At 67.8% G+C, this 22,990-nt stretch carries 21 protein-coding genes; 10 read left to right on the top strand and 11 right to left on the bottom strand.

The genetic code is table 11. The features are described from left to right. Window positions 1-10 precede the first annotated feature (10 nt). Window positions 11-736, bottom strand: coding sequence for a ribonuclease PH (gene rph / locus PJ250_RS01685; RefSeq protein WP_271646831.1), 726 nt, complete (start codon window positions 734-736; stop codon window positions 11-13). Window positions 737-837: 101 nt separating this feature from the next. Here rph and PJ250_RS01680 point away from each other — a divergent pair, with 101 nt between their 5' ends. The 4 genes from PJ250_RS01680 (at window position 838) to rpoZ (ending at window position 3,465) form a co-directional block, all read left to right on the top strand. Further along, window positions 838-1,698, top strand: coding sequence for a YicC/YloC family endoribonuclease (locus tag PJ250_RS01680; RefSeq protein ID WP_271646830.1), 861 nt, complete (start codon window positions 838-840; stop codon window positions 1,696-1,698). Window positions 1,699-1,791: 93 nt separating this feature from the next. Next, window positions 1,792-2,406, top strand: a complete 615-nt coding sequence (gmk, locus tag PJ250_RS01675; protein WP_271646829.1) for a guanylate kinase — start codon at window positions 1,792-1,794, stop codon at window positions 2,404-2,406. Between the two features lie 36 nt (window positions 2,407-2,442). Beyond that, window positions 2,443-3,027: a macro domain-containing protein gene (locus PJ250_RS01670; RefSeq protein ID WP_271646828.1), complete on the top strand. Its 585-nt coding sequence runs from the start codon at window positions 2,443-2,445 to the stop codon at window positions 3,025-3,027. Between the two features lie 141 nt (window positions 3,028-3,168). Next, window positions 3,169-3,465 carry a DNA-directed RNA polymerase subunit omega gene (rpoZ, locus tag PJ250_RS01665; protein ID WP_271646827.1) on the top strand — a complete coding sequence of 99 codons (297 nt, stop codon included), beginning with the start codon at window positions 3,169-3,171 and terminating at the stop codon, window positions 3,463-3,465. A gap of 86 nt (window positions 3,466-3,551) precedes the next feature. Here the strand turns inward: rpoZ and PJ250_RS01660 are convergent, their stop codons facing one another. The 10 genes from PJ250_RS01660 to PJ250_RS01615 all read right to left on the bottom strand — a co-directional run bounded on the left by PJ250_RS01660 (window position 3,552) and on the right by PJ250_RS01615 (window position 14,762). Then, the gene (locus PJ250_RS01660) at window positions 3,552-4,481 is read right to left on the bottom strand and encodes a carbohydrate kinase family protein (RefSeq protein WP_271646826.1); all 930 of its coding nucleotides are present in this window, start codon (window positions 4,479-4,481) and stop codon (window positions 3,552-3,554) included. Between the two features lie 5 nt (window positions 4,482-4,486). Next, window positions 4,487-6,142, bottom strand: a complete 1,656-nt coding sequence (locus PJ250_RS01655) for an FGGY-family carbohydrate kinase (protein ID WP_271646825.1) — start codon at window positions 6,140-6,142, stop codon at window positions 4,487-4,489. 8 nt (window positions 6,143-6,150) lie between these two features. Next, window positions 6,151-6,924: an SDR family NAD(P)-dependent oxidoreductase gene (locus tag PJ250_RS01650; protein ID WP_271646824.1), complete on the bottom strand. Its 774-nt coding sequence runs from the start codon at window positions 6,922-6,924 to the stop codon at window positions 6,151-6,153. A 39-nt stretch (window positions 6,925-6,963) separates the two neighbouring features. Further along, window positions 6,964-7,980: an ABC transporter ATP-binding protein gene (locus PJ250_RS01645; protein ID WP_271646823.1), complete on the bottom strand. Its 1,017-nt coding sequence runs from the start codon at window positions 7,978-7,980 to the stop codon at window positions 6,964-6,966. Window positions 7,981-8,018: 38 nt separating this feature from the next. After that, window positions 8,019-8,849: a carbohydrate ABC transporter permease gene (locus tag PJ250_RS01640; protein ID WP_271646822.1), complete on the bottom strand. Its 831-nt coding sequence runs from the start codon at window positions 8,847-8,849 to the stop codon at window positions 8,019-8,021. 266 nt (window positions 8,850-9,115) lie between these two features. Next, on the bottom strand, window positions 9,116-9,985 hold the full coding sequence (locus PJ250_RS01635) for a carbohydrate ABC transporter permease (protein WP_271646821.1): 870 nt from the start codon (window positions 9,983-9,985) through the stop codon (window positions 9,116-9,118). 151 nt (window positions 9,986-10,136) lie between these two features. Further along, on the bottom strand, window positions 10,137-11,438 hold the full coding sequence (locus PJ250_RS01630; RefSeq protein WP_271646820.1) for a carbohydrate porin: 1,302 nt from the start codon (window positions 11,436-11,438) through the stop codon (window positions 10,137-10,139). Window positions 11,439-11,538: 100 nt separating this feature from the next. Then, entirely contained in the window at window positions 11,539-12,885 is a 1,347-nt protein-coding gene (locus tag PJ250_RS01625; protein WP_271646819.1) for an ABC transporter substrate-binding protein, read from the bottom strand. Window positions 12,886-13,081: 196 nt separating this feature from the next. After that, window positions 13,082-14,035, bottom strand: coding sequence for a sugar-binding transcriptional regulator (locus PJ250_RS01620; RefSeq protein ID WP_271646818.1), 954 nt, complete (start codon window positions 14,033-14,035; stop codon window positions 13,082-13,084). Window positions 14,036-14,072: 37 nt separating this feature from the next. Further along, on the bottom strand, window positions 14,073-14,762 hold the full coding sequence (locus tag PJ250_RS01615; protein WP_271646817.1) for an HAD family hydrolase: 690 nt from the start codon (window positions 14,760-14,762) through the stop codon (window positions 14,073-14,075). Window positions 14,763-15,066: 304 nt separating this feature from the next. Between PJ250_RS01615 and PJ250_RS01610 the strand changes: the two genes are divergently transcribed. The 6 genes from PJ250_RS01610 (at window position 15,067) to PJ250_RS01585 (ending at window position 22,958) form a co-directional block, all read left to right on the top strand. Further along, a complete protein-coding gene (locus PJ250_RS01610) occupies window positions 15,067-17,232 on the top strand; it encodes a RelA/SpoT family protein (protein ID WP_271646816.1) in 2,166 nt (721 codons plus the stop codon). Window positions 17,233-17,338: 106 nt separating this feature from the next. After that, window positions 17,339-17,725, top strand: coding sequence for a RidA family protein (locus PJ250_RS01605; RefSeq protein ID WP_271646815.1), 387 nt, complete (start codon window positions 17,339-17,341; stop codon window positions 17,723-17,725). Window positions 17,726-17,812: 87 nt separating this feature from the next. Continuing rightward, window positions 17,813-19,975: an ATP-dependent DNA helicase RecG gene (gene recG, locus PJ250_RS01600; RefSeq protein ID WP_271646814.1), complete on the top strand. Its 2,163-nt coding sequence runs from the start codon at window positions 17,813-17,815 to the stop codon at window positions 19,973-19,975. Between the two features lie 177 nt (window positions 19,976-20,152). Beyond that, on the top strand, window positions 20,153-21,091 hold the full coding sequence (locus PJ250_RS01595) for a nucleoside hydrolase (RefSeq protein WP_271646813.1): 939 nt from the start codon (window positions 20,153-20,155) through the stop codon (window positions 21,089-21,091). Window positions 21,092-21,199: 108 nt separating this feature from the next. After that, on the top strand, window positions 21,200-21,442 hold the full coding sequence (locus PJ250_RS01590) for a type B 50S ribosomal protein L31 (RefSeq protein ID WP_093138572.1): 243 nt from the start codon (window positions 21,200-21,202) through the stop codon (window positions 21,440-21,442). Window positions 21,443-21,677: 235 nt separating this feature from the next. After that, window positions 21,678-22,958 (top strand): citrate synthase, encoded by a 1,281-nt coding sequence (locus PJ250_RS01585; protein WP_271646812.1) that lies wholly within the window; start codon window positions 21,678-21,680, stop codon window positions 22,956-22,958. Window positions 22,959-22,990: the final 32 nt, after the last annotated feature.

Below are 22,990 nucleotides of genomic sequence, written 5' to 3'. Positions count from 1 at the left end.
ATGTGCGCCGTCAGCTGGCCAGCGCGTCGCGCTGGGCCTGGACAAGCTGTTCGATGCCGGCCTGGGCCAGGCCCATCAGCGCGTCCATTTCCTCGCGACGGAACGCATGGCCTTCGGCCGTGCCCTGGACCTCGATGAAGCCACCGCCGTCGTTCATGACCACGTTCATGTCGGTGTCGCAGTCGCTGTCTTCGGCATAGTCCAAATCCAGCACCGGCACGCCCTTGTAGATGCCCACCGACACCGCGGCGATCGCGCCAAAGATCGGGTCGCGCTTGATCTCGCGGCGCGCCTTCAAGCCGTTGATCGCGTCGACCAAGGCCACGTAGGCGCCGGTGATCGCGGCGGTGCGGGTGCCGCCATCGGCCTGCAGCACGTCGCAGTCCAGGGTGATGGTGCGTTCGCCCAAGGCCCCGCGATCCACGCAGGCGCGCAGGGAGCGGCCGATCAGGCGCTGGATCTCCAGGGTGCGGCCCCCCTGCTTGCCGCGCGCGGCCTCGCGATCGGAACGGGTGTGGGTGGAGCGCGGCAGCATGCCGTACTCGGCCGTCACCCAGCCCTCGCCCTTGCCGCGCAGGAAGCCCGGCACGCGGTTCTCCACGCTGGCGGTGCACAGCACGCGGGTGTCGCCGAAGGACACCAGTACCGAGCCCTCCGCGTGGCGGGTGAAGCCGCGCTGGATGGACACGGGACGAAGCTGGTCGGCGGCGCGACCGCTGGGGCGGGAGAACGTCATGGGAATTCGCTTTGGAAGTGAGGCGCGCCGGTGCGATCGACCGGTCGGCGCAGCGCGCTAGGGTACCATCCACGCCCCTTTTCCCCAGGACATCGCCCGCCGTGATCCGCAGCATGACCGCCTACGCCACCGTCGAGCACCAGGTCGAGGGCGCCACGCTCGGGGCCGAGTTGCGCTCGGTCAACCACCGCTTCCTGGAGCTGAGCCTGCGCCTGCCCGAGGAGCTGCGCGCGCTGGAGCCGGCGTTGCGCGAGCGTGTGGCCGCGCGTGTGGCCCGCGGCAAGCTGGACCTGGTGGTGCGCCTGCGGGTGGCCGAAGGCGACGAGGGCCTGCACCTGGACCAGGCGCGGATCCAGACCCTGGCCCAGGCTGGGCAGACCCTGGGCATGCACTTCCCGGGCCTGAGCACCAGCCTGACCGAACTGCTGCAGTTTCCCGGCGTGGTGCGCAGCCGTGCGATCGATCCCGAAGCCCTGCAGGCGGCCGCGCTGACGCTGATGGAGGCGTTGCTGGATCAGTTCGTCGCCGCACGCGAGCGCGAAGGCGACAAGCTGGCCCAGGCCATCGCCGAGCGTGTCGATGGCGTGGAAGCCCACGCCGCCGAGGCCCGCACCCTGATCCCGCAGATCCGCGCCGGCCAGCGCCAGAAACTGGAAGCGCGCCTGGCCGACCTGGCCCAGCCGGCCGATCCCGGACGCCTGGAGCAGGAACTGGTGCTGTCCCTGCAGAAGCTGGACGTGGACGAGGAACTGGATCGCCTGGGCAGCCACATCAAGGAAATCCGCCGCGTGCTCAAGGCCGATGGTGCGGTCGGTCGGCGCCTGGACTTCCTGCTGCAGGAGTTCAACCGCGAAGCCAACACCCTGGGTTCCAAGTCGGTGGACGTGCGCACCACCAACATCGCCGTGGAGCTGAAGGTGCTGATCGACCAGATCCGCGAGCAGGTGCAGAACCTGGAGTGACCCTTGCCGCGCCCCGAGCGCGGCTTTGCTAGACTTGCGCGCCTTTTCACGGACGCCCCGCCCCAAGGCGGGCGGCAGCCAAAGGCCAACGCCATGCGCGGCACCCTGTATATCGTCGCGGCCCCGTCGGGCGCCGGAAAGAGCAGCATCGTCAACGCCACGCTGGCACGCGATCCGCGCATCAGCCTGTCGATCTCCTTTACCTCGCGTGCGGCGCGCCCGGGTGAGCGCCACGCCCAGCACTATCACTTCGTCAGTGCCGAGGAGTTCCAGCGCATGATCGAGGCGGGCGACTTCTTCGAGTACGCGCGCGTGCATGGCGACTGGAAGGGCAGTGCGCGCCAGTCGGTCGAGCCGCAGCTGGCCGCCGGCCAGGACGTGTTGCTGGAGATCGACTGGCAGGGCGCGCGCCAGGTGCGCGAGAAGGTGCCCGAGGCGGTGAGCGTGTTCATCCTGCCGCCCTCGCGCGATGCGCTGGAAGAGCGCATGCGCAAGCGCGGGCAGGACAGCGAAGCGGTCATTGCCCAGCGCCTGGCCGCCGCGCGCGAGGAGATGTCCCATTACGGCGAGTTCGACTACGTGATCGTCAACGAGGTGTTCGACCAGGCCGTGGACGAGATGTGCGCGATCTTCACCGCCAGCCGCCTGCGTCGCGAACGCCAGACCGCCGCACATCGCGCCCTGATCGACGCGCTGCTGGCAGACTGAGCCGTACGGCCGCACCGGTGGTGACGGGGGGCAGAGATGGATCTTGAACTGCGCGCTCTGGATGCAGGCATGGTCGAGGCTTGGCGTGCGGTCTTTCAGGCGCCGGTCCGGGTCGAGCAGGGCGACATCCTCGCCGCGCGGGCGGATGCGATCGTCAGTCCGGCGAACAGCTTCGGTTACATGGATGGCGGCATCGACCTGCACTACGTCAATGCCTTCGGTTGGGAGCTCCAAGACCGGCTGCAGGCCTGCATCGCCGAGGCGCATGCGGGCGAGCTGGTTGTAGGGCAAGCCGTGGTGGTGGAGACCGGCCATGCAGGCATTCCGTTTATGGTGAGCGCGCCGACCATGCGCGTTCCATCGCGGATCGCTGGCACGGTCAATGTCTATCTCGCGTTCCGTGCCGCTTTGCTGGCCGTACAGCGCCACAACGACCGTGGTGGTTCGCCGCCAATCCAGTCATTGCTATGCCCGGCACTCGGTGCGGGGATTGGCGCGATGCCGGTCGCGCGCGTGGCCCGACAGATGTGGGCCGCCTGGGAAGAAGTTGTGCTCGGACAGGATGATTGGCGTCAGTCTCCCCACGGCATCCTGTCTCGGCAGGCCTTTCTCCTGGAGTGATTTCAGGGGTATGTCAGAGGGTTAACCCTCTGATTTGCAAAGGGTGTCTTGCAAATGGAAAGGCCTGCCCCTAAAATCCGCGGTCCCTTTCCGCTAGTCGCGCGGCCCACCTGATCCGGTGGCTGGCCGCCAGGAGCCCACATGGCCCGCATCACCGTAGAAGATTGCCTGGAAGTCGTCGACAACCGTTTCGAGCTGGTCATGATGGCCGCCAAGCGCGCGCGTCAGCTGGCCAACGGCGTTGAAGCCACCTTGGACAACGAGACCGAAGACAAGCCGACCGTCCTGGCGCTGCGCGAGATCGCCGCGCGCAAGGTCGACAACGAGCTGATCGACCGCGTCGAGAAGGCCGAGCGCGAGCGTGCCGAGCGCGAAGCCCTGGAATGGGCCGCCGCCGAGGTCGTGGCCGACGAAGACATGTCCAAGGGCGACGACTGATCGTCTGGACCGACCCTCAGGTCTACATGGAACGGCCCGCTTGCGCGGGCCGTTCTGCGTTTTAGCGGTGCTGTGGGCGCGACCGCTCAGCCGAGCGCGTCCAGCACCTGGGCGTGGGTCGGCGGATCGGCGCCGGGCCGGCTGCAGGTGATGCCGGCGGCGGTGGCGGCGAAGGTCAGCAGCCGCTGCATCGCCTGCGCCTCGGCGGCGGCCGCCTCCAGCGCAGCGCGGTCGGGCAACTGGTGCAGCAGTGCGGCCTGGAAGCTGTCCCCAGCGCCAACGGTGTCGGCCACGGTGACCAGTCGGCCCGCGACCCGGGTCTGCGCCTGGCGGCTGAAGCCCAGGGCGCCTTCGGCACCCAGCGTGACCACCACCAACTGCGTGCCACCGTCGAGCCAGCGCCGCGCGGCGGCCTCGACCGGTTCGCCTGGGTAGAGCAGTCCCAGGTCTTCCTCGCTGACCTTGATCAGGTCGGCCTGCGCGGCCACCGCGCCGACGCGACTGCGCCAGCGCGCCATGTCCGGCTCGACGGTGGGGCGGATGTTGGGGTCCAGCGAGATCAGCCGCTCGCCGCGCGCCTGGGTGACCAGGCGCAGCAGGGTTGAGGCGGTGGGCTCGGCCACCAGCGTGTAGGAGCCCACATGCAAGCCGTGGACGTCCGCGCCCAGCGCGGGCAGGTCGGCGACTTCAAGTGCGCGATCGGCGCTGTGCTCGCCATAGAAGGTGTAGTGCGGGACGCCTTGCGCATCGAGGGCCACCAGGCTGAGCGTGGTGCGTTCGTCGCGCGCGATCAGATAGTCGGCGCACACGCCTTCGCGCCTCAGGATGCCAACCAGGTGCTGGCCTAGCATGTCGCGCGAGAGCCCGCCCAGCAGCGCCGAGGGGCTGCCCAGGCGCGACAGGCCGATGGCCACGTTGAACGGTGAGCCGCCCGGGCGGGCCAGCATCGGGATCGCATCGCCCTGCGGCGATTGGGTGAACACGTCGAACAACGCTTCGCCACAGATCAGGAACATCGAGGTCAGGCTCCAGGAGAAACGTCGGCCATTTCGCGGCGCAAGGTGCGGTCCAGGGCCTGCATCGACTGGTAGCCACGGCGCTTGGCGGCGTGGAACCGGGTCAGTGCCGCTGGCGTCGGCTCGGTGCTCGCGCCCAGCGCGCTCATCGCGCCCATCGCCGCCGGCAGATCGGTGAACCCGCCGCTGGCCACCGCCCCGATCATCGCGCTGCCCAGCAGCACCGGCTCGGCGGTGGCGGCGACCTGCACCTGGACCCCGCTGGCATCGGCCATCAGCTGGCGCACCAGCCGGCTCTGGCTTGCGCCGCCGCTCATGATCACGCTGTCAAAGCGCACGCCCTGCGCGCGCAGGGCATCGATGATGTCGGCCAGGCCGTAGCCCAGGCCGCACAGGCCGGCCACGTAAAGGGCCTCCAGGCCCTGCAGGTCGTGGTCGATGGTCAGTCCGGCGATCATCGCGCGGGCGTTGGGGTCGGCATCGGGCGAACGATTGCCCAGATAGTCGGGCAGGACGTGCAGGCCGCGGGCGAGCAGGGCGGCATGCGAGGCGGACTCGGCCTTTGCCAGCACGCGTTCCTCCAGCCAGCGCAGCACGTCCTTGCCGTCGGCCTCGGCCTGGGCGCTGGCTTCGGGATAGCCGGGATGCGAGCGGACCAGGGTGTCGATCGCCACGCCGGCTGCCGACTGACCGCCCTCGTTGAGCCACAGGCCTTCGATCATGGCCGCGCCGTAGGGGCCCCACACCCCGGGGGTAAAGCAGGGCTCCTCGGTGGTGGCCAGCACACAGGCCGAAGTCCCCAGGATGTAGGCCAGGCGCGCCGTGGGCGGCACCGGTGTCCCGTCGGTGTCCGGACTGGAAATCGTGCCGATGGCGCCGGCATGGGCGTCGATCAGCGAGGCACCCACCGCGATCCCGGCCGGCAGACCGAGTTCCTGCGCCGCGCGCGCGTCCAGGCCGGCGCCCAGCGCGGTGCCGGGCGCGACGATGTCGGTGCCGATGCGGCGGGCATCGTCGTCCAGCAGGTCGGCCAGGCCGATGCGTTCGAAGTAGCGCCGGCTCCAGCCGCCCTCGTGCTGCACGTAGGTCCACTTGCAGGTCACCGTGCACAGCGAGCGCGCGGTGCTGCCGGTGGCACGCCAGGTCAGCCAGTCGGCCAGGTCGAAGAAGTGCGCAGCCTGCGCATAGCGGTCCGGCAGGTGCTCCTTGAGCCACAGCAGCTTGGGCGTTTCCATCTCCGGGGAGATCTGTCCGCCGACATAGCGCAGCACCGGTTCATCGGTGGCGTTGATGCGCGCGGCCTGCTCGGTGGCGCGGTGATCCATCCACACGATGACATCGCGCGTGGCCTCGCCGGTCGGACTGATGGACACCGGCCCGCCGTCGGCGTCCACGGCCACCAGCGAGCAGGTGGCGTCGAAGCCGATGCCGGCCACCTGTGTCGGCGCGATGCCGGCCTCGGCGACCGCGCCGGCGATGGCCTGCACGCACGCATGCCAGATGTCCTGCGAGGACTGCTCGACCATGTCGCCGGGCAGGTACCAGATCTGGATGGCGTGGCGCGCGGTGCCCAGCAGCTGGCCGCGCGCGTCGAAGACGCCGGCGCGGGCGCTGCCGGTGCCCACGTCCACGCCGATGTACACCTTGTCGTTGGCCTGCATGGGTTGGCTTACCAGCAGGTGTAGCCGCCGTCGGCCAGCACGATGCTGCCGGTCATCAGGCTGGAGGCGTTGGAGGCCAGGAACAGCGCGACCGAGGCGATCTCCTCGACCTCGCCCAGGCGGGCCATCGGGGTGCCGTTGATCCAGGCGTCGTACATCTGCGGATCCTCCTTGACGAAGGCATTGAGCGGGGTGGCAATGTAGGTCGGGGCGACCGCGTTGACGCGCACGCCGCGCGCGCCCCATTCGGCGGCCAGCGACTTGGTCAGGTGATGCACCGCGGCCTTGGAGGCATTGTAGTAAGCCTGGGCCTGGGGTTTGTTGACGATGAAGCCGGACATCGAGCCGACGTTGACGATCACCCCGTCGCCCTTGTCCAGCATGTGCTTGCCGAAGGCGCGGCAGCACCAGAAGGTGCCGTTGAGATTCACGTCGATCACGTTGAGCCAGTGCTCGTCGGCGACGGTCTCGGCCGGGGTCATGCTGCGCGCGATGCCGGCGTTGTTGACCAGGATGTCGACCTTGCCGTGCTGGGCGACCAGTTCGTCGGCCACCGCATTCACGCGCGCCGAGTCGGTCACGTCCATCTGCACGATCTGGGCGTCAAGGCCCTTGGCGCGCAGGGTCGCTAGGCCTTCCTCGGCCACGGCCGTATCGTGGTCGGCGATGATCACCTTGGCGCCGGCTTCGGCCAGGGCCTCGCAGATGGCCAGGCCGATCGCGCGACCGCCACCGGTGACGACGGCCACGCGGCCATCGAGCTTGAACTTGTCCAGATACATGGGGAGATCTCCTGCTGTGCGTTGCAATGGGGAAGGGGGTTAGCGCATCGCCTGCTGCTGGGCATCGAAGCGATGCAGGTGTTGCGGATCGGGCACCAGGGTCACCGTGTCGCCCTGTTGCACGCGCAGATCGCCGGTGCAGCGCGCATCCAACGTGCCCACGCCCGGGACATCCACGTAAACGAAGGTGTCGCTGCCCAGGTGTTCGGCCTGGGCCACGGTGCCGCGCCAGGCGTCGCCATCGGTCGCCATGTCGCCGCGATGCACGCGGATGTGTTCCGGGCGCACGCCCAGCGTGGCCGCGCCATGACGCTGGGCGATCTCGCCCTCGAGCAGGTTCATGCGCGGCGAGCCGATGAAGCCGGCGACGAAGACATTGGCCGGGCGCTCGTAGAGTTCCAGCGGCGTGCCGACCTGTTCGATGCGCCCGCCCTGCAGCACCACGATCTCATCGGCCATGGTCATGGCTTCGACCTGATCGTGGGTGACGTAGACGGCCGTGGTCTTGAGCTGCTTCTGCAGGCGGGTGACTTCCAGGCGCATCTGCACACGCAGGGCGGCGTCCAGGTTGGACAGCGGCTCGTCGAACAGGAAGCCCTTGGGTTCGCGCACGATGGCACGGCCGATGGCCACGCGCTGGCGCTGGCCGCCGGAGAGCTGGCCCGGCCGGCGGTCCAGGTAGTCGGTCAGGTTGAGGATGTCAGCCGCCTGGTTGACCCGCTTGTCGATCTCGGCCTTGGGCACGCGCGCCATCTTCAGCCCGAAGGCAATGTTCTTGCGCACGCTCATGTGCGGATACAGCGCGTAGGACTGGAACACCATCGACAGCCCGCGCTTGGCCGGCGGCAGCTTGGTCACGTCCTGGCCGTCGATGAGAATGCGCCCGCCACTGACGTCCTCAAGCCCGGCGATCAGGCGCAGCAGGGTGGTCTTGCCGCAGCCGGACGGCCCGACGAAGACCACGAACTTGCCGTCCTCGATCTCCAGGTCGGCGCCGTGGATGACCTGGGTGTCGTCGAAGGATTTGGTGACACCTTCCAGTGTGATGCGTCCCATGAACCACCTATCGAATGTGTGTGTTGATCGCGCCGCGCTTACTTCACGGCGCCAAAGGTCAGCCCGCGCACGAGCTGCTTCTGGCAGAACCAGCCCAGCACCAGGATCGGCGCGATGGCCATCGTCGAGGCCGCCGACAACTTGGCCCAGAACAGCCCTTCGGGGCTGGAGTAGGAGGCGATGAACGCCGTCAGCGGGGCGGCCTTGGACGAGGACAGATTCAACGACCAGAAGGCCTCGTTCCACGCCAGGATCACGTTGAGCAGCAGCGAGGAGGCAATGCCCGGCACGGCCATCGGGGCGAGGATGTGGAGGATCTCCTTGCCGATGGTGGCGCCGTCCATGCGCGCGGCTTCCAGGATGTCCTTGGGGATGTCCTTGAAGTAGTTGAACAGCATCCAGACCATGATCGGCAGGTTGCTCAGGCACAGCACGATCACCAGCCCCAGCTGGGTGTCCAGCAGTCCCGAATCGCGGTAGAGCAGGTAGATCGGCACCAGTACGCCCACCGGCGGCAGCATCTTGGTGGACAGCATCCACAGCAGAATGCCGCGGGTGCGCTTGGTCGGTGAAAACGCCATCGCCCAGGCCGCCGGGATGGCGATGGCCAGCGCGATCAGGGTGGAGCCCAGTGAGACCACCACCGAGTTCCACGCGTGGCTGAAGTAATTGCTGCGTGCCTGCACGGCGGCGTAGTTCTCCAGCGTCCAATGGAAAAACAGGAAGCTGGGCGGGGTGGAGAACGCATCGATCTCGGTCTTGAAGCTGGTCAGCAGCATCCACAGGATCGGGAAGAAGATCACCCCACCCACCAGCCAGGCGGCGATGGTGGTGGCGATGACCTGCGGAACGGGCGTGCGGCGGGCCATCAGGACATGTCCTCCGTTCCCGGACAGGTCGCGCCGTTCCTGCGCGTGTTCGGGGCAAGGAAAAGGGAGGAAGTGGACGTCCGTCCACGACCGATCGATGACGCGGTTCCGGACGCGCGCAGGAACGGCCCGCTGGGTTGGGCCTGGGAAGCCGCCGACCGGCGTTGCACAACTTGGCCTGACGGCCAGTCAGGCGCTGCGTCGCGCAACACCCCCTGCCGGCTTCCCAGGTCCAACGCGGCCTGTTCGTGAATGGAGGACATGTCCTAGGTCTCCAGGTTCTTGCCGACGATGCGGACCAGGAAGATGGCCGCGATGTTGGCCAGCACCACGGCGATCAGGCCGCCGGCCGACGCCGCGCCCACGTCGTACTGCAGCAGGGCCTGCGAATAGATCAGGTAGGCCAGGTTGGTGGTCTGCATGCCCGGGCCGCCGCCGGTGGTGACGTAGATCTCCACGAACACCGTCAGCAGGAAGATCGTCTCGATCAGGATGACGATGGTCAGCGGGCGCGCCAGGTGCGGCACGGTGAGGTGGAAGAAGCGGTCGAATACGCCGGCACCATCCATCAGCGCGGCTTCCTGCTGCTCCTCGTCCATCGACTGCAGCGCGGTGAGCAGGATCAGCACGGCGAAGGGCAACCACTGCCAGGCCACGATCAGGATGATCGAGAACATCGGGTACTGGGTGAACCAGTCGATCGGGGTCAGCCCGAACACCCGCCACAGCCAGGCCAGCAGGCCGGAGACCGGATGCATCAACAGGTTCTTCCAGACCAGGGCGCTGACGGTGGGCATCACGAAGAACGGGGCGATCAGCATCAGTCGCACGATGCGACGCCCGACGAAGACCTGGTCCAGCAGCAGCGCGATCAGCGTGCCGAACACCGCGGTGATGCCCAGCACCGAGCCGACCAGCAGCAGAGTCTTGCCCAGCGAGGACACGAAGGCCGGATTGCCGAGGAAGTAGGTGTAGTTGGCGATCCCGACGAAGGTCTTCTCGGGATTGAGCAGGTTGTAGTTGAGCAGCGAGAACCACACTGTCATCGCCAGCGGCACGATCATCCACAGCAGCAGCAGGATGACCGACGGGGCGATCAGGAACCTCGCGAGTTTTTGGGTCTGTTGCGTGGCCATCGGAGCTGTCCGTTGGGGCGCGGCGCGCGCGCGGGCATCGGGTCAGTCAAGACCGGGCGGTCATGCCCGCACGGTCGCGCGGGCATCTGTCAGGCTGCACCGGGCATCCGGGGCGGGGAGGGGGAGGCCACGCCGGATGCCCGCTGCAGGTTCAGAAATCGAGGCTGACCTGCAGGCCCAGGATCGTGGCGCTGTCGGCATCGGCATAGCCACCCGGATGGCGGATGTACTGGATGCTCGGCATGATCTCGATCCCGCGGTAGGCCGCGATGTTGTAGTTCAGCTCGATCGGATACTCGTAGTGCTGCACGCCGATCGGCGTGGCACCGGCCGGCAGGGTGCGGTCGTACAGGCGCTGGGCGTCGGTGAGCTTGTCGCTGACCGCATTGCGGCCGAAGGCCAGGCCGATGCGGTCGTCCGGACGGCTGGGCAGGAAGCCCTTCCAGAATCCGCCCACCGCAAGCACTTCACCCACGGTCGCCACGTCCTGGTCGGCGCGGATCATGCTGGCGAACAGGCGCAGGCCGCCGCCGGCGCCGTTGCTGGTCACCTGCTGCTCGAAGTTGAAGTAGAACGCGTTGTCGGTGTTCTGCACGACGGCGGCGTTGTCGGTCAGGCTGGTCGGCAGCCCGGTGACGTCATAAACGCGGGTGCGGTTGCTGCTGTTGCGGGTGGCGCCGATCTTGTAGTCGCCGTCGATGCCATTGCCGTAGTCGGGCTTGAACTCCACTTCGGCGGCCATCAGCGTCCCGCTGTCGTCACCCGAGGTGCCCAGCTTCAGGCCTTGGTTCTTGGAGAGCGTTTCTGGGTTGGTGTCATAGCCGCCCACCTTGAAGAACCACTGATGGTCGGGGGTGAAACTCACTACCCCGCCCCAAGCGCTCAGCGGCGAGCCGTACCAGCTGCTGCTGATGTTGTTGGACGAGCCACCGCTACAGAAGGTCAGATGCTGGAAGTTGCAGCTCAGCGCGAAAAAGTCCGCATCCGGATACAGACGGCCGGCCTTGATGCTTAGGTGGTCGTCGAACAGACGCTGGGTCAGCGAAAACTGGGTCAGGCGGGTGACAGTGCCGCGGCCATAGATCTGCTGGGACTGCAGCAGCGTGGGAATGTTGGCCTTGTTGTTGATCAGCTCGCCATTGCGGTTGGTGATCTCCACCTTGAACTCCGCGCCGCGCCAGCCCCACAGCTTGTCCAGATCGAAGTAGCCGCCCAGGAAGAACTGATCCGCGTAGGCGGTCTCGTGGCTGTCGCCGCCGGAGGTGTTGTGCGCGGTCTGGCTGAAGTGGCCCAGCTTGAACTGCACGCCATCGTTGGCCAGGTCGCTGCGCCAGCCGCCCCAGTCGCCGCCGATGTGCTGATTGGGATCGAACTCCGCGGCCCGCGCGGCATTGGCGCTGACCAGCCCGGTGGCCAGCAGCGCCAGCGCAAGGGGAGTGATGCTGATTTTCATGGGTTGAACCTCGCTGTCTTGAACCTGCGGGCGCGCATGCCGCGCGCCTTCCGCGAACAGAGATGGGTCGGCCCCGCCAGCGGGCGGGGCCGCAGCCCGATTACTTGGGATAGCCGGCGCGCTTCATCTCGCGCTCGGTGGCCGCCTGGGCGTTCTTCAATGCCTCATCCACGCTGATCGACCCGGTGAGCGCGGCGGAGAATTGCTGGCCCACCGTGGTGCCGATCGCCTGGAACTCGGGGATGGCGGCGTACTGCACGCCCACATAGGGCACCGGCTTGACCGCCGGGTTGTGCGTGTCAGCGCTGTCGATCGCCGCCAGGGTCTGCTTGGCGAAAGGCGCGGCCTTGAGGTACTCGGGGTTGTTGTAGAGCGAGGTACGCGTGCCCGGCGGCACGTTGGCCCAGCCATCCTTGGAGGCGACCAGGTCGGTGTAGTGCTTGCTGGTGGCCCAGGCGATGAATTCCTGCGCCTTGTCGGCCTTTTTGGAACTGGCCGGGATGGCCAGGTTCCAGGCCCACAGCCAGCCGGTCGTCTTGCCCTTGCCGGTGTCCGGCGCGGCGGCGAAGCCCACCTTGTCGGCGACCTTGGATTCCTTGGGATTGGTGATGAACGAAGCGGCTACGGTCGCGTCGACCCACATGGCGCACTTGCCGGCGTTGAACAGGGCCAGGTTCTCGTTGAAGCCGTTGGAGGACGCGCCCGGCGGCCCGGCATCCTTCATCACGCTGACATAGGTCTGCAGCGCGGCCTTCCACTCGGGCTGGTCGAACTGCGGGCGCCAGTTCTCATCAAACCAGCGTGCGCCGAAGGCGTTGCCCATCGCGCTGAGCAGGGCCATGTTCTCGCCCCAGCCGGCCTTGCCGCGCAGGCAGATGCCGTACACGCCGTCCTGCTTGTCGGTCATCTTGCGTGCGGCATCGACCACGAAGTCCCACGAAGGCTGTTCGGGCATGGTCAGGCCCGCCTTCTGCAGCAGGTCGGTGCGGTACATCAGCATCGAGCCTTCGCCGTAGAACGGGGCAGCGTAGAGCTGGCCTTCGTAGCTGGCGGCCTGCCGGATCTTGGGCAGCAGGTCGTCCACGTCGTAGTCCGGGCCGAACTTGAGTGGCTTGAGCCAGCCGCGCTCGGCCCAGATCGGCACCTCGTAGGTGCCGATGGTCAGCACGTCGAACTGGCCGCCCTTGGTGGCGATGTCGGTGGTCACGCGCTGGCGCAGCACGTTCTCCTCCAGCGTCACCCATTCGAGCTTGATGTCCGGATGCTGGTCGGTGAAGTCCGAGGTCAGCTTCTGCATTCGGATCATGTCGCTGTTGTTGACCGTGGCGATCACCAGCGTGTCCGACTTGGCCGCCGCGTCGCCACCGGCTGTGTCGCCGCTGTTTCCGCATGCGGCCAGTGCCGCGGTCAGGGCCACGCAGATCGTGGCCTTGGTCAGTGCGCTCATTCCGCTCCCTCCCAGAAATGATGTGAGCAAATGCCCTGTGGGTGCGCATATGCTCATGATGAGGCGTGGCTGTAAAGCACTTTCGATCGTGCACTGCAGCATCGTGAAGTGCATGGCAAGGGGCTCGTGCTGGTCGAAAAGCGCGCACGCGCATACCCGCGCCGTTGCCCTGGCGCGGGCATGCGGGACTTGCGGATCAGTGCGCCAGGATGGCCTTGGCGGTGCGCTCGTCGGTGATCAGGCCATTGAGGATGCGGCCCTTCAGTGCGGCCTTGATCGGCACCACCTTGACCTCGCCCACGGCCACGCCGATGGTCAGGCTGGTCGCCGGCACCGGGTGCGGAATGCTGGTCAGGCGCTGGTTGCTGCCACCTTCGATCACCTCGCCCTCGGCGTTGAGGGCCCAGCCGATGACCTCACCCACGGCCCCCAGACGGATCAGTTCCAGCAGTTCGGTGCGGCTGATGAAGCCGTCCACGTGCAGCGGCGCGGTCTGGTCCAGTTGGCCCACGCCGACCAGGCGCAGGTCGGCATGGCCGGCCAGGTCGCGAATGCGTCGCACGGCCTCGATGCCCAGCAGCGTCTGGCGCTCCTGGGCCGAGGACAAGAAGACTGGCAGCGGCATCGGGTAATGCTGCGCGCCGGTCAGGTCGGCCAGGCGGGCGACCGCATCGAAAGGGCTGGCCGAGCCATCCGGCGAGATGTTGCCCACCAGCGACACCAGCTGGTGGTTGCGTGTCTGCATTGGCGGAATGCGCTCGACCGCCGCGCGCATGGCGCGCCCGGTGCCGATGCCGATGATGCTGGGCGTCTCGCTGCGCAGCGTGGATTCCAGCAGTCCGGCGGCACGTTCGGCCACGCCGGTGACCAGCGTGGGATCGGCCGGGTCGCTGGGAACCACCTCGCAATAGCGCATGCCGAAGCGGTCCTGCAGTTGCGCGGCCAGGTCCATGCACGCGGCGATGGGGTGTTCCAGGCGGAAGGTGATCAGGCGCTGGGTCAGGCACAGCGACACCATGCGCTGGGCAGTCGCGCGCGAGACCTTGAGCTTGCGCGCGATCTCGTCCTGGGTATTGCCGGCGATGTAGTACAGCCATCCGGCGCGCGCGGCGGCATCGAGACGGGTGGTGTCGTTGTCGGAACTGGCCATCGGCATTGGGTCCCCGGGCGGTGAAGCGCGGCCTATCCTAGCCGCGCGAAGGGGTGGTGCCGGCTATGTCGAGGGCATCGGCGACACCGCGCATGTCGTCCAGCACCCGTGTCGCGCCGGCGTCGGTGAGCAAGTCGCTCGCCGCCTGGCTGCCCGCATGGTGCGCGCCGCCGGTGAAGCCCCAGACCTCCATCCGCGCGGCCTGGGCGGCGCGGACTCCGCTGGGACTGTCCTCCAGCACCAGACATCGGGCCGGTGTAGCGCCCAGCTGCGCGGCGGCGTGCAGGAACAGGTCCGGCGCGGGCTTCCCATGCCGGACCATCTCGGCGGTGTAGACGCGGTCGCCGAAGAACCTGTCCAGCCCGGTGAGGTGCAGGCACAGGCGCACGCGCTCCAGGTGGCTGGAAGAGGCGACGCAGACCTGCGGCCCCCATGCCTCCAGCAGCTCGGCCACGCCTGGAATCGGCTGCAGCTCCTCGCGGAAGCGGGCCAGCAGCGTGGCATTGAGGCGGGTCTCGAAGTCCTCCGGAAGGGCGATGCCCTGTTCCAGCGCATGCGGCCTGACCACGCGCAGGCTGCGGCCGAGGAAATGGCGTTTTACCAACGTGACGTCCGCCGGAACGCCCTCGCGGCTGAGCGCTTCGGCCAGGACCGCGCAGGAGATCGGCTCGCTGTCCACCAGGACACCGTCGCAATCGAAGATCAGCAGGTCAGGACGCGCTTCCAACGCAATGGCCCCGGGATGAAAGGAGCCAGGAGCATAGCAGTGACGGGCAAATGCCACTGAGATGGGCGAAAACTCGCGCAGGTATCCCTTCGCCTCCTTGGGCCTTCGATCCAGCGCGTGGCCCAGCGCTGGCGCAGCGCTGCGCCAACTCGCGGTCGGCCTCTCGGCCCGAGCGGCGTCGGAAGCGGACCAGGACCTGGCCGCCAGCAACCGCGCGGCGCGCCAGGGGCGATGGGTGAATCGCGGTGGCCGCGCCCGGACCGCACGCATTGCCGCCACCGGGTGGCTGGCATAGGCTTTGCCGATGAATCCAGGTAGTGCCAGCCACGTGCTTTTCCCCACTTCGCCGCAGGACGATGCACCCGAATACGTGCAGCGTTTCGAGGCGGCCGCCAGCTACCTGCCTGCCGATCAGCTGCCGCTGCTGCGCAAGGCGTGGGAGGTCGGTGCGGTGGCGCACGCCGGGCAGACGCGCAAGTCCGGCGAGCCCTACATCACCCATCCGGTGGCCGTGGCCCAGGTGCTGGCCGAGCTGGGCATGGACGTGGAGACGCTGATTGCCGCGGTCCTGCATGACACCATCGAAGACACCCCGCTGACCCGCGAGGAAATCGCGGCCGAGTTTGGCGAGGCGGTGGCCGAGCTGGTCGATGGCGTGACCAAGCTGGACAAGCTGAAGTTCCGCGATCGCAAGGAGGCGGCGGCCGAGTCGTTCCGCAAGATGCTGCTGGCCATGTCGCGCGACCTGCGCGTGATCATGATCAAGCTGGCCGACCGCCTGCACAACATGCGCACCCTGGGCGCGCAGAGCGCCGAGGCGCGTGCGCGCATTGCGCGCGAGACGCTGGACATCTACGCGCCCATCGCCCAGCGCTTGGGCATGAGCCTGGTCAAGTCCGAGCTGCAGGACTTGAGCTTCGCGGCGATGTATCCGTGGCGTCACGCCATCATCCGCAAGCACATCCGCAGCCAGCCAGTGATGCGCCGCGAAGCGCTGGCCCAGATCGAGACCCAACTCGCCCAGAGCCTGGCCCGCGAGGGCATCGCTCACCGCCTGGTCAGCCGGGTCAAGACCGCCTGGAGCATCTATACGAAGATGCGCGCGGAAGGCAAAAGCTTCGACCAGGTGATGGACGTGTTCGGTTTCCGCGTGGTCGTGACCAGCGTGCCGGACGTCTATCACGCGCTGGGTGCCGCGCACGGGCAGTTCAAGCCGTTGGATGGACGCTTTCGCGACTTCATCGCCATCCCCAAGGCCAATGGCTACCAGTCGCTGCACACGGTGCTGTTCGGTCCGTACGGCTCGCCGATCGAGGTGCAGATCCGCACCGAGGAGATGGACCTGGTGGCCGAGCGCGGCATCGCCGCGCACTGGACCTACAAGTTCGGCACCGCCGTACCCAACAGTGCCCAGAGCCGTGCCCATGCGTGGATTTCCGAGCTGATCGAGAACCAGCGTTCGGCCGGCTCCTCGCTGGAATTTCTGGACAACGTCAAGGTCGACCTGTTCCCCGACGAGGTCTACCTGTTCACGCCCAAGGGCAAGATCCTCTCCCTGCCGCGCAACTCCACCGCGCTGGATTTCGCCTACGCCGTGCATACCGACGTGGGCAACCAGGCCGTCGCCTCGCGCGTGGACAAGAAGCTGGTGCCGCTGCGCACCAAGCTCACCAGCGGGCAGAGCGTGGAGATCATCACCGCCAAGTCGGCCGCGCCCAAACCGCAGTGGCTGGAGTTCGTGGTGACCTCCAAGGCCCGTACCGCCATCCGCCACCAACTCAAGCAGCTGGGCCACGAGGACGCGGTGCAATTGGGCCACCGCATGCTCGATCGCGCGCTGGAAGACCTGGACAGTTCGCTGGACCGCCTGCCGGCGCAGCGCCTGGAGAACTTCCTGGTCGAGCACAAGTACCCGCGCCTGGAGGCCCTGCTCGAAGACGTGGCCCTGGGCAACTGGATGCCGGCCCAGGCCGCGCAGGCGATGATGGCCTTCGCCGAACTGCGCAGCGGCGGCCACTCCAAGCATTCGCAGGAGAAGATCCTGATCACCGGCGCAGAGCGCGGGGTGATCAGCTTCGCCAACTGCTGCCAGCCGATCCCGGGCGACGAGATCATGGGCTTCCACACCGCCGGCAAGGGCATCGTGGTGCATCGCCTGGACTGCCCCAATGTGGTGGAGTTCCGCAAGTCGCCGGACCGCTGGGTGGCCATCGACTGGGATTCGCAGGTCAAGGGCGACTACGACGCCAGCCTGCTGATCGAGGTGGAGAATCGCACCGGCGTGCTGGCCCAGGTCGCCGCGGCGGTGGCCCAGAGCCAGTCCAACATCGAGCGGGTGGAATACCTGGAGCGCGACATCAACGCCGCGGTCCTGCGCTTCAACATTCAGGTGCGCGACCGCAGCCATCTGGCCGAAGTGATGCGCCGCCTGCGCCGCCTGCAGACCGTCCTGGGCGTGCGCCGGCCCTGAGCCATCTGCGCCAGCCGTGCGGATGGAGGCGGTGGTTGGTCATGAGCCTGGAGTGGGCAGCGCCTACAATGCGCGCCTCTTTCGCAACGGCTCGAGGCCTGTCCCCATGTCCAAGCAGATCATCCATACCGACCACGCTCCGGCCGCCATCGGTCCGTACTCGCAGGCCGTGCGCGCCGGCAACACCGTGTATTTCTCAGGCCAGATCCCGTTGGACCCGGCGACCGGCAACCTGGTCGAAGGCGACATCACCGCGCAGGCGCGGCGTTCCTTCGACAACCTCAAGGCCGTGGCCGAAGCCGCGGGTGGCTCATTGGGCGACATGGTGCGCCTGGGCCTGTATCTGACCGACCTGGGTCAGTTCGCCGCGGTCAATGCGGTGATGCAGGAGTACTTCAGCGCGCCGTTCCCGGCCCGTTCCACCATCGAGGTCTCCGGCCTGCCCAAGGGCGCGCTGTTCGAAGTCGATGCGGTGATGGTGCTGGGCGCGTAAGCCCGACGCGCGCGGCGGGGTTTTTCCCACCCGGCCGCGCGTGATGTTCTGGTGGCAATGCCTCCGGGCCGGCGGCATCCTAATGCGATGCCCGTCGTCGTCCGCAGTCCGGAACCCGCCTTTGCCCAGCCCATTTCCGCCCTGTCGGGCGTCGGGCCGAAGGTCGCCGAGAAGCTGGCCGCGCGCGGCCTGCTGACCCTGCAGGACCTGTGGCTGCACCTGCCGCTGCGCTACGAGGATCGCACGTCACTGACGCCCATCGCGCGGTTGCAGCCCGGCGTGGCCGTGCAGGTCGAGGGCGTAGTGGAAGCGGTCGAGCGCGGCTTTCGCTATCGGCCGATGCTGCGTGTGGCCATCGGCGATGCGTCGCGTGGCACGCTGGTGCTGCGGTTCTTCCATTTTCGTGCGGCCCAGGTGTCGCAGTTCGCCGTCGGGACGCGTTTGCGCGCCTATGGCACGCCGCGACCGGGGCAGCACGGGCTGGAGATCGTCCATCCCAGCTACAAGCTGCTCGGCGTGGAAGGCGAGGCGCCGCTGAGCGAGACGCTGGAGCCGGTGTACCCGGCCATCGAGGGCGTCGGCCCGGCAGTGATGCGCAAGCTGATCACCCAGGCGCTGGACCGGCTGCCCGACCAGGCCGCGCTGGAACTGCTTCCCGAGCACCTGCTCGGCCTGCCCGATGGCAGCCGGCTGCCCTCCCTGCGCGAGGCGCTGCTGACCATGCATCGGCCCGCGCGCGATGCCGACGTGGCCGCGCTGTCGGCCTGTACCCATCCGGCGCAACGGCGCCTGGCGCTGGAGGAATTGCTGGCCCATCACCTGAGCCTGCGTCGCCAGCGCATTGCCCTGCAGCAGCACCGCGCCTACGCGCTTTCAGGCCGGGGCGGCCTGGTGGCGCGATTGCGTGCGGCGTTGCCGTTCGAACTCACCGGTGCGCAGGAGCGGGTCTTCACGCAGCTGCGGGCCGACCTGGCCCGGCCGCAGCCGATGCTGCGCCTGGTCCAGGGCGACGTGGGCAGTGGCAAGACCGTCGTGGCCGCGCTGGCGGCGATGCTGGCGGTGGAGGCGGGGCGCCAGGTCGCCCTGGCCGCGCCGACCGAACTGCTGGCCGAACAACATCTGGCCAACCTGCGCGGCTGGCTGGAACCGCTCGGCGTGCGCGTGGCCTGGCTGGCCGGCAAGGTCACCGGCAAGGCGCGCGCCAAGGTGTTGGAGGAGGTGGCCGACGGCACGGCCCAGGTCGTGGTTGGCACGCACGCGCTGATGCAGGACGCGGTGGCGTTCCACGATCTGGCGTTGGCCATCGTCGACGAGCAGCATCGCTTCGGCGTGCACCAGCGCCTGGCGCTGCGGGACAAGGGCGCCCGCGCGGGCGATGGGGTGAGCCGCGTGCCGCACCAACTGGTCATGACCGCCACGCCGATTCCGCGCACCCTGGCGATGGCCGCCTACGCGGACCTGGACGTCTCGGCCATCGACGAACTCCCGCCCGGCCGCACGCCGGTGCAGACCATCGCCCTCAGCGCCGAGCGCCGCCCCGAGCTGATCGAACGCATCCGCGTGGCCTGCGCTGAGCGACGGCAGGTCTATTGGGTCTGCACCCTGATCGAGGAGGCCGAGGAGGATCCGAAGGCCCCGCCGCGCGGCGGGCCGGCCAACCGGGTCGAGGCCCAGGCCGCGCAGACCACCTTCGAGCAGCTCACCGCCGCCCTGCCCGGCGTGCGCGTGGCCCTGGTCCATGGGCGCATGAAGCCGGCCGAGAAGCAGGCCGTGATGCGTGCGTTCAAGCAGGGCGAGTCCGACCTGTTGGTCGCCACCACCGTGATCGAGGTGGGCGTAGATGTGCCCAACGCGTCGCTGATGGTGATCGAGAACGCCGAGCGCCTGGGCCTGTCGCAGCTGCACCAGCTGCGCGGACGGGTGGGGCGCGGCGCGGCGGCGTCCTCGTGCGTGCTGCTCTACCAGGGGCCGCTGTCCCAGATGGCACGCGAACGCCTGGACACCATGCGCCAGACCAGCGACGGCTTCGTCATCGCCGAAAAGGACCTGGAGCTGCGTGGCCCCGGCGAACTGCTCGGCACGCGCCAGACCGGGCTGGCCGCCTTCCGCGTGGCCGACCTGGCGCGCGATGCCGGCCTGTTGCCGCAGGTGCACGCGCTGGCCGACCACTTGCTCGAACACGCGCCGGCGCTGGCCGAGCGCATCACCGCGCGCTGGATCGGAGGCGCGGCCCGCTATGCCAGTGCTTGAGCCATGGCCGCCGCCGGCGGGCGTGCGCGTTGTCACCCGTAGGCGGCACGCCACCGAGGGTTGGCCATTCGTTCGCCTCTCTCCGACAGGCTGCCTGGGATGGCAGCCTTCTTTTTGCGTTCCGCCCAGTACGGCGGCGGCTGGACGGGCCTCACTGGGCGCGGTCCATAATGGGGAATGACTGAAAAGACCCCTTTGCTGATCGATACCGACCCGGGCGTGGACGACGCGCTTGCCCTGCTGATGGCCTTCAACGACACCGCGCACGAGGTCGTGGGCCTGACCATCGCCGCGGGCAACGTCGGCCTGGACCACACCGTGCGCAATGCGCTCAAGCTCTGCGAAGTGGCCGGCCGCAGCGATGTGCCGGTCCATGCCGGTTGCCCTGGGCCGCTGCTGCATCCGTCGCCCGACGCGGCCGATGTCCACGGCAACGATGGCTTTGGTGATGTCGGCTATACCCCGGCCGCGCACGGCGTCCACGCCGAACACGCCGCACTGGCGATCCTGCGCCTGTCCCACCAGTACGCGGGCGAGCTGCTGCTGGTGACGCTGGGGCCGCTGACCAACCTGGCCGTGGCACTCAAGCTGGATCCCACGCTGCCCCAGCGCATCAAGCGGCTGGTGGTGATGGGCGGGGCGGTGTCGGCGCACGGCAACTTGACCCCGGCGGCCGAGTTCAACGTGGCCTTCGATCCGGAAGCGGCGCACCTGGTGTTCCAGGCCTTCGAACGTTTCGACGTGGCCGACTGGGAGGCCACCCTGGCCCACGGCCTGCCCCACGCCCAGGTGGAGCAGTGGCTGCAGGCGCCTTCGCCGCGGGCGGCGTTCTACGACCAGATTTCGCGCCAGACCCGGCTGTGGTCGGCCGATCGGCGCGGGGATCGCTGGCATAGCGCCGACGCCCTGGCCATGGCCTTCGCCCTGCATCCGGACGGCGCCACCGAACTGGCCGAGCGTCCGCTGGGCGTGGAGCTGGTCGGCACCCTGACCCGGGGCGCCACGATCACCGACTGGAACCGGCAGACCGGCCGCCCGGACAACGCCCGGCTCCTGCTGCGCTACGACCAGGCCCGGTTCGAGGACCTGGTAAAGGCGGCGCTGGCGGCAGGCTAGGGCGGCTCGCCTGTGGTCCCGGCGGAGGTGTCCTGCCGGGAGTTGCAGGCGCCTGAGCGGGCCGCTACAATGCGCGGCTCACCTTTTCGACATCCTGGTGGTAAGCCCATGAAGGCCGACATCCATCCGCAGTACCGCGACGTCGTCTTCCACGATGTCACCTCCGACTTCAAGATCCTGACCCGTTCCACCTTGGCCAGCAAGGAAACGGTCAAGTGGGAAGACGGCAACGAATACCCGCTGGTCAAGGTTGAAGTGTCCTCGGCTTCGCATCCGTTCTACACGGGCAAGCACAAGGTCATGGACACCGGCGGACGCATCGACAAGTTCCAGAAGCGCTACGCGCGCTGATCGAACGCTCGCTGTTCGCAAAAAAGACGGCCGCGTCCCGCAGGGGACGCGGCCGTTTTCTTGTGCCTGCACCACTGGGTGGGGCATAGGACTGTGACGTGATCCATTCAAAACCGGCATCGATCCGGAGGCGTATGCGATAATCCTCGGACTCCGTAGCGCGAGTTTCAGCTGCGGATCCTGTCTACGCGCCATGGCCGGCAGGCTTTGGCGTCCCCACGTGAAGGAGTGCACTGTGTCCGATCTTGACCAGGTCACGCTGACCGCCGGCGACAAGCCGGTGGCCCTGCCTGTACTGAAACCCACGCTTGGCAACGACTGTGTCGATGTGTCCAAGCTGACCAAGGAAACCGGTCTTTTCACCTACGATCCCGGCTTTGGCGCCACCGCCAGCTGCAAGTCCGCCATCACCTACATCGATGGCGACAAGGGCGTGCTGCTGTACCGCGGTTACCCGATCGACCAGTTGGCCGCGAACTCGAGCTTCACCGAGGTCTCCTACCTGCTGATGAACGGCGAGCTGCCGTCCAAGACCGAGCTGTCCCAGTTCGAGGACGAAGTGACGCATCACACGATGATGCACGAGTCGCTCAAGAGCTTCCTGCAGGGCTTCCGCCACGACGCGCACCCGATGGCCATGCTCGCCGCCTCGGTGGCTTCGCTGTCGGCGTTCTACCACGACACCCTGGACCTCAACGATCCCGAGCAGCGCCGCCTGGCGGCGATCCGCCTGATCGCCAAGATGCCGACCCTGGCGGCCGCCGCATTCCGCTACACCAACGGCCAGCCGATTCGTTACCCGCGCAACAGCCTGGGCTACGTCGAGCGCTTCCTGCACATGATGTTCGAGGTGCCCAGCGAAGAGCTGGAGCTCAGCCCGGTAGTGGCCAAGGCCATGGACCTGCTGTTCATCCTGCATGCCGACCACGAGCAGAATGCCTCGACCTCGACCGTGCGTCTGGTCGGCTCGACCGGGGCCAACCCGTACGCCTCGGTCGCTGCCGGCATCACCGCCCTGTGGGGCCCGGCTCACGGCGGCGCCAACGAGGCCGTGCTGAAGATGCTCGCCGAGATCGGCACCGCCGACAACGTCGAGAACGCCGTCAAGCGTGCCAAGGACAAGAACGACCCGTTCCGCCTGATGGGCTTTGGCCATCGCGTGTACAAGAACTTCGATCCGCGCGCCAAGATCATCCGCGAGATGACCCACAAGGTGCTGGGCGAGCTGGGCGTGAACGACCCGATGCTGGACGTGGCGATGAAGCTGGAAGAAGTCGCCTTGAAGGACGAGTACTTCGTCGAGCGCAAGCTCTACCCCAACGTCGATTTCTACAGCGGCATCATCTACAAGGCGCTGAAGATCCCGACCGAGATGTTCACCGTGATGTTCGCCATCGGCCGCACACCGGGCTGGGTATCGCACTGGCTGGAACAGCAGGTCGATCCGGAAGCCCGCATCGGCCGTCCGCGCCAGATCTACACCGGTTCGGACGTGCGCGACTACCCGAAGGGCTGATCCACGCCTTCGACGTAAAAAAAAGCCCCGCA

This window comes from Pseudoxanthomonas sp. JBR18, from assembly GCF_028198165.1.
Taxonomy (GTDB): domain Bacteria; phylum Pseudomonadota; class Gammaproteobacteria; order Xanthomonadales; family Xanthomonadaceae; genus Pseudoxanthomonas_A.
The sequence above is the reverse complement of the archived record's forward strand: the minus strand, read 5'-3'. Positions and strand labels throughout refer to the sequence as shown.

Excerpts from the sequence above, each read along its gene's own strand:
- rph (WP_271646831.1), bottom strand. The coding sequence starts at position 736 with ATGACGTTCTCCCGCCCCAGCGGTCGCGCCGCCGACCAGCTTCGTCCC.
- gmk (WP_271646829.1), top strand. The coding sequence starts at position 1,792 with ATGCGCGGCACCCTGTATATCGTCGCGGCCCCGTCGGGCGCCGGAAAG.
- PJ250_RS01670 (WP_271646828.1), top strand. The coding sequence starts at position 2,443 with ATGGATCTTGAACTGCGCGCTCTGGATGCAGGCATGGTCGAGGCTTGG.
- rpoZ (WP_271646827.1), top strand. The coding sequence starts at position 3,169 with ATGGCCCGCATCACCGTAGAAGATTGCCTGGAAGTCGTCGACAACCGT.
- PJ250_RS01660 (WP_271646826.1), bottom strand. The coding sequence starts at position 4,481 with ATGTTCCTGATCTGTGGCGAAGCGTTGTTCGACGTGTTCACCCAATCG.
- PJ250_RS01655 (WP_271646825.1), bottom strand. The coding sequence starts at position 6,142 with ATGCAGGCCAACGACAAGGTGTACATCGGCGTGGACGTGGGCACCGGC.
- PJ250_RS01650 (WP_271646824.1), bottom strand. The coding sequence starts at position 6,924 with ATGTATCTGGACAAGTTCAAGCTCGATGGCCGCGTGGCCGTCGTCACC.
- PJ250_RS01645 (WP_271646823.1), bottom strand. The coding sequence starts at position 7,980 with ATGGGACGCATCACACTGGAAGGTGTCACCAAATCCTTCGACGACACC.
- PJ250_RS01640 (WP_271646822.1), bottom strand. The coding sequence starts at position 8,849 with ATGGCCCGCCGCACGCCCGTTCCGCAGGTCATCGCCACCACCATCGCC.
- PJ250_RS01635 (WP_271646821.1), bottom strand. The coding sequence starts at position 9,985 with ATGGCCACGCAACAGACCCAAAAACTCGCGAGGTTCCTGATCGCCCCG.
- PJ250_RS01630 (WP_271646820.1), bottom strand. The coding sequence starts at position 11,438 with ATGAAAATCAGCATCACTCCCCTTGCGCTGGCGCTGCTGGCCACCGGG.
- PJ250_RS01625 (WP_271646819.1), bottom strand. The coding sequence starts at position 12,885 with ATGAGCGCACTGACCAAGGCCACGATCTGCGTGGCCCTGACCGCGGCA.
- PJ250_RS01620 (WP_271646818.1), bottom strand. The coding sequence starts at position 14,035 with ATGGCCAGTTCCGACAACGACACCACCCGTCTCGATGCCGCCGCGCGC.
- PJ250_RS01610 (WP_271646816.1), top strand. The coding sequence starts at position 15,067 with ATGAATCCAGGTAGTGCCAGCCACGTGCTTTTCCCCACTTCGCCGCAG.
- PJ250_RS01605 (WP_271646815.1), top strand. The coding sequence starts at position 17,339 with ATGTCCAAGCAGATCATCCATACCGACCACGCTCCGGCCGCCATCGGT.
- recG (WP_271646814.1), top strand. The coding sequence starts at position 17,813 with ATGCCCGTCGTCGTCCGCAGTCCGGAACCCGCCTTTGCCCAGCCCATT.
- PJ250_RS01595 (WP_271646813.1), top strand. The coding sequence starts at position 20,153 with ATGACTGAAAAGACCCCTTTGCTGATCGATACCGACCCGGGCGTGGAC.
- PJ250_RS01590 (WP_093138572.1), top strand. The coding sequence starts at position 21,200 with ATGAAGGCCGACATCCATCCGCAGTACCGCGACGTCGTCTTCCACGAT.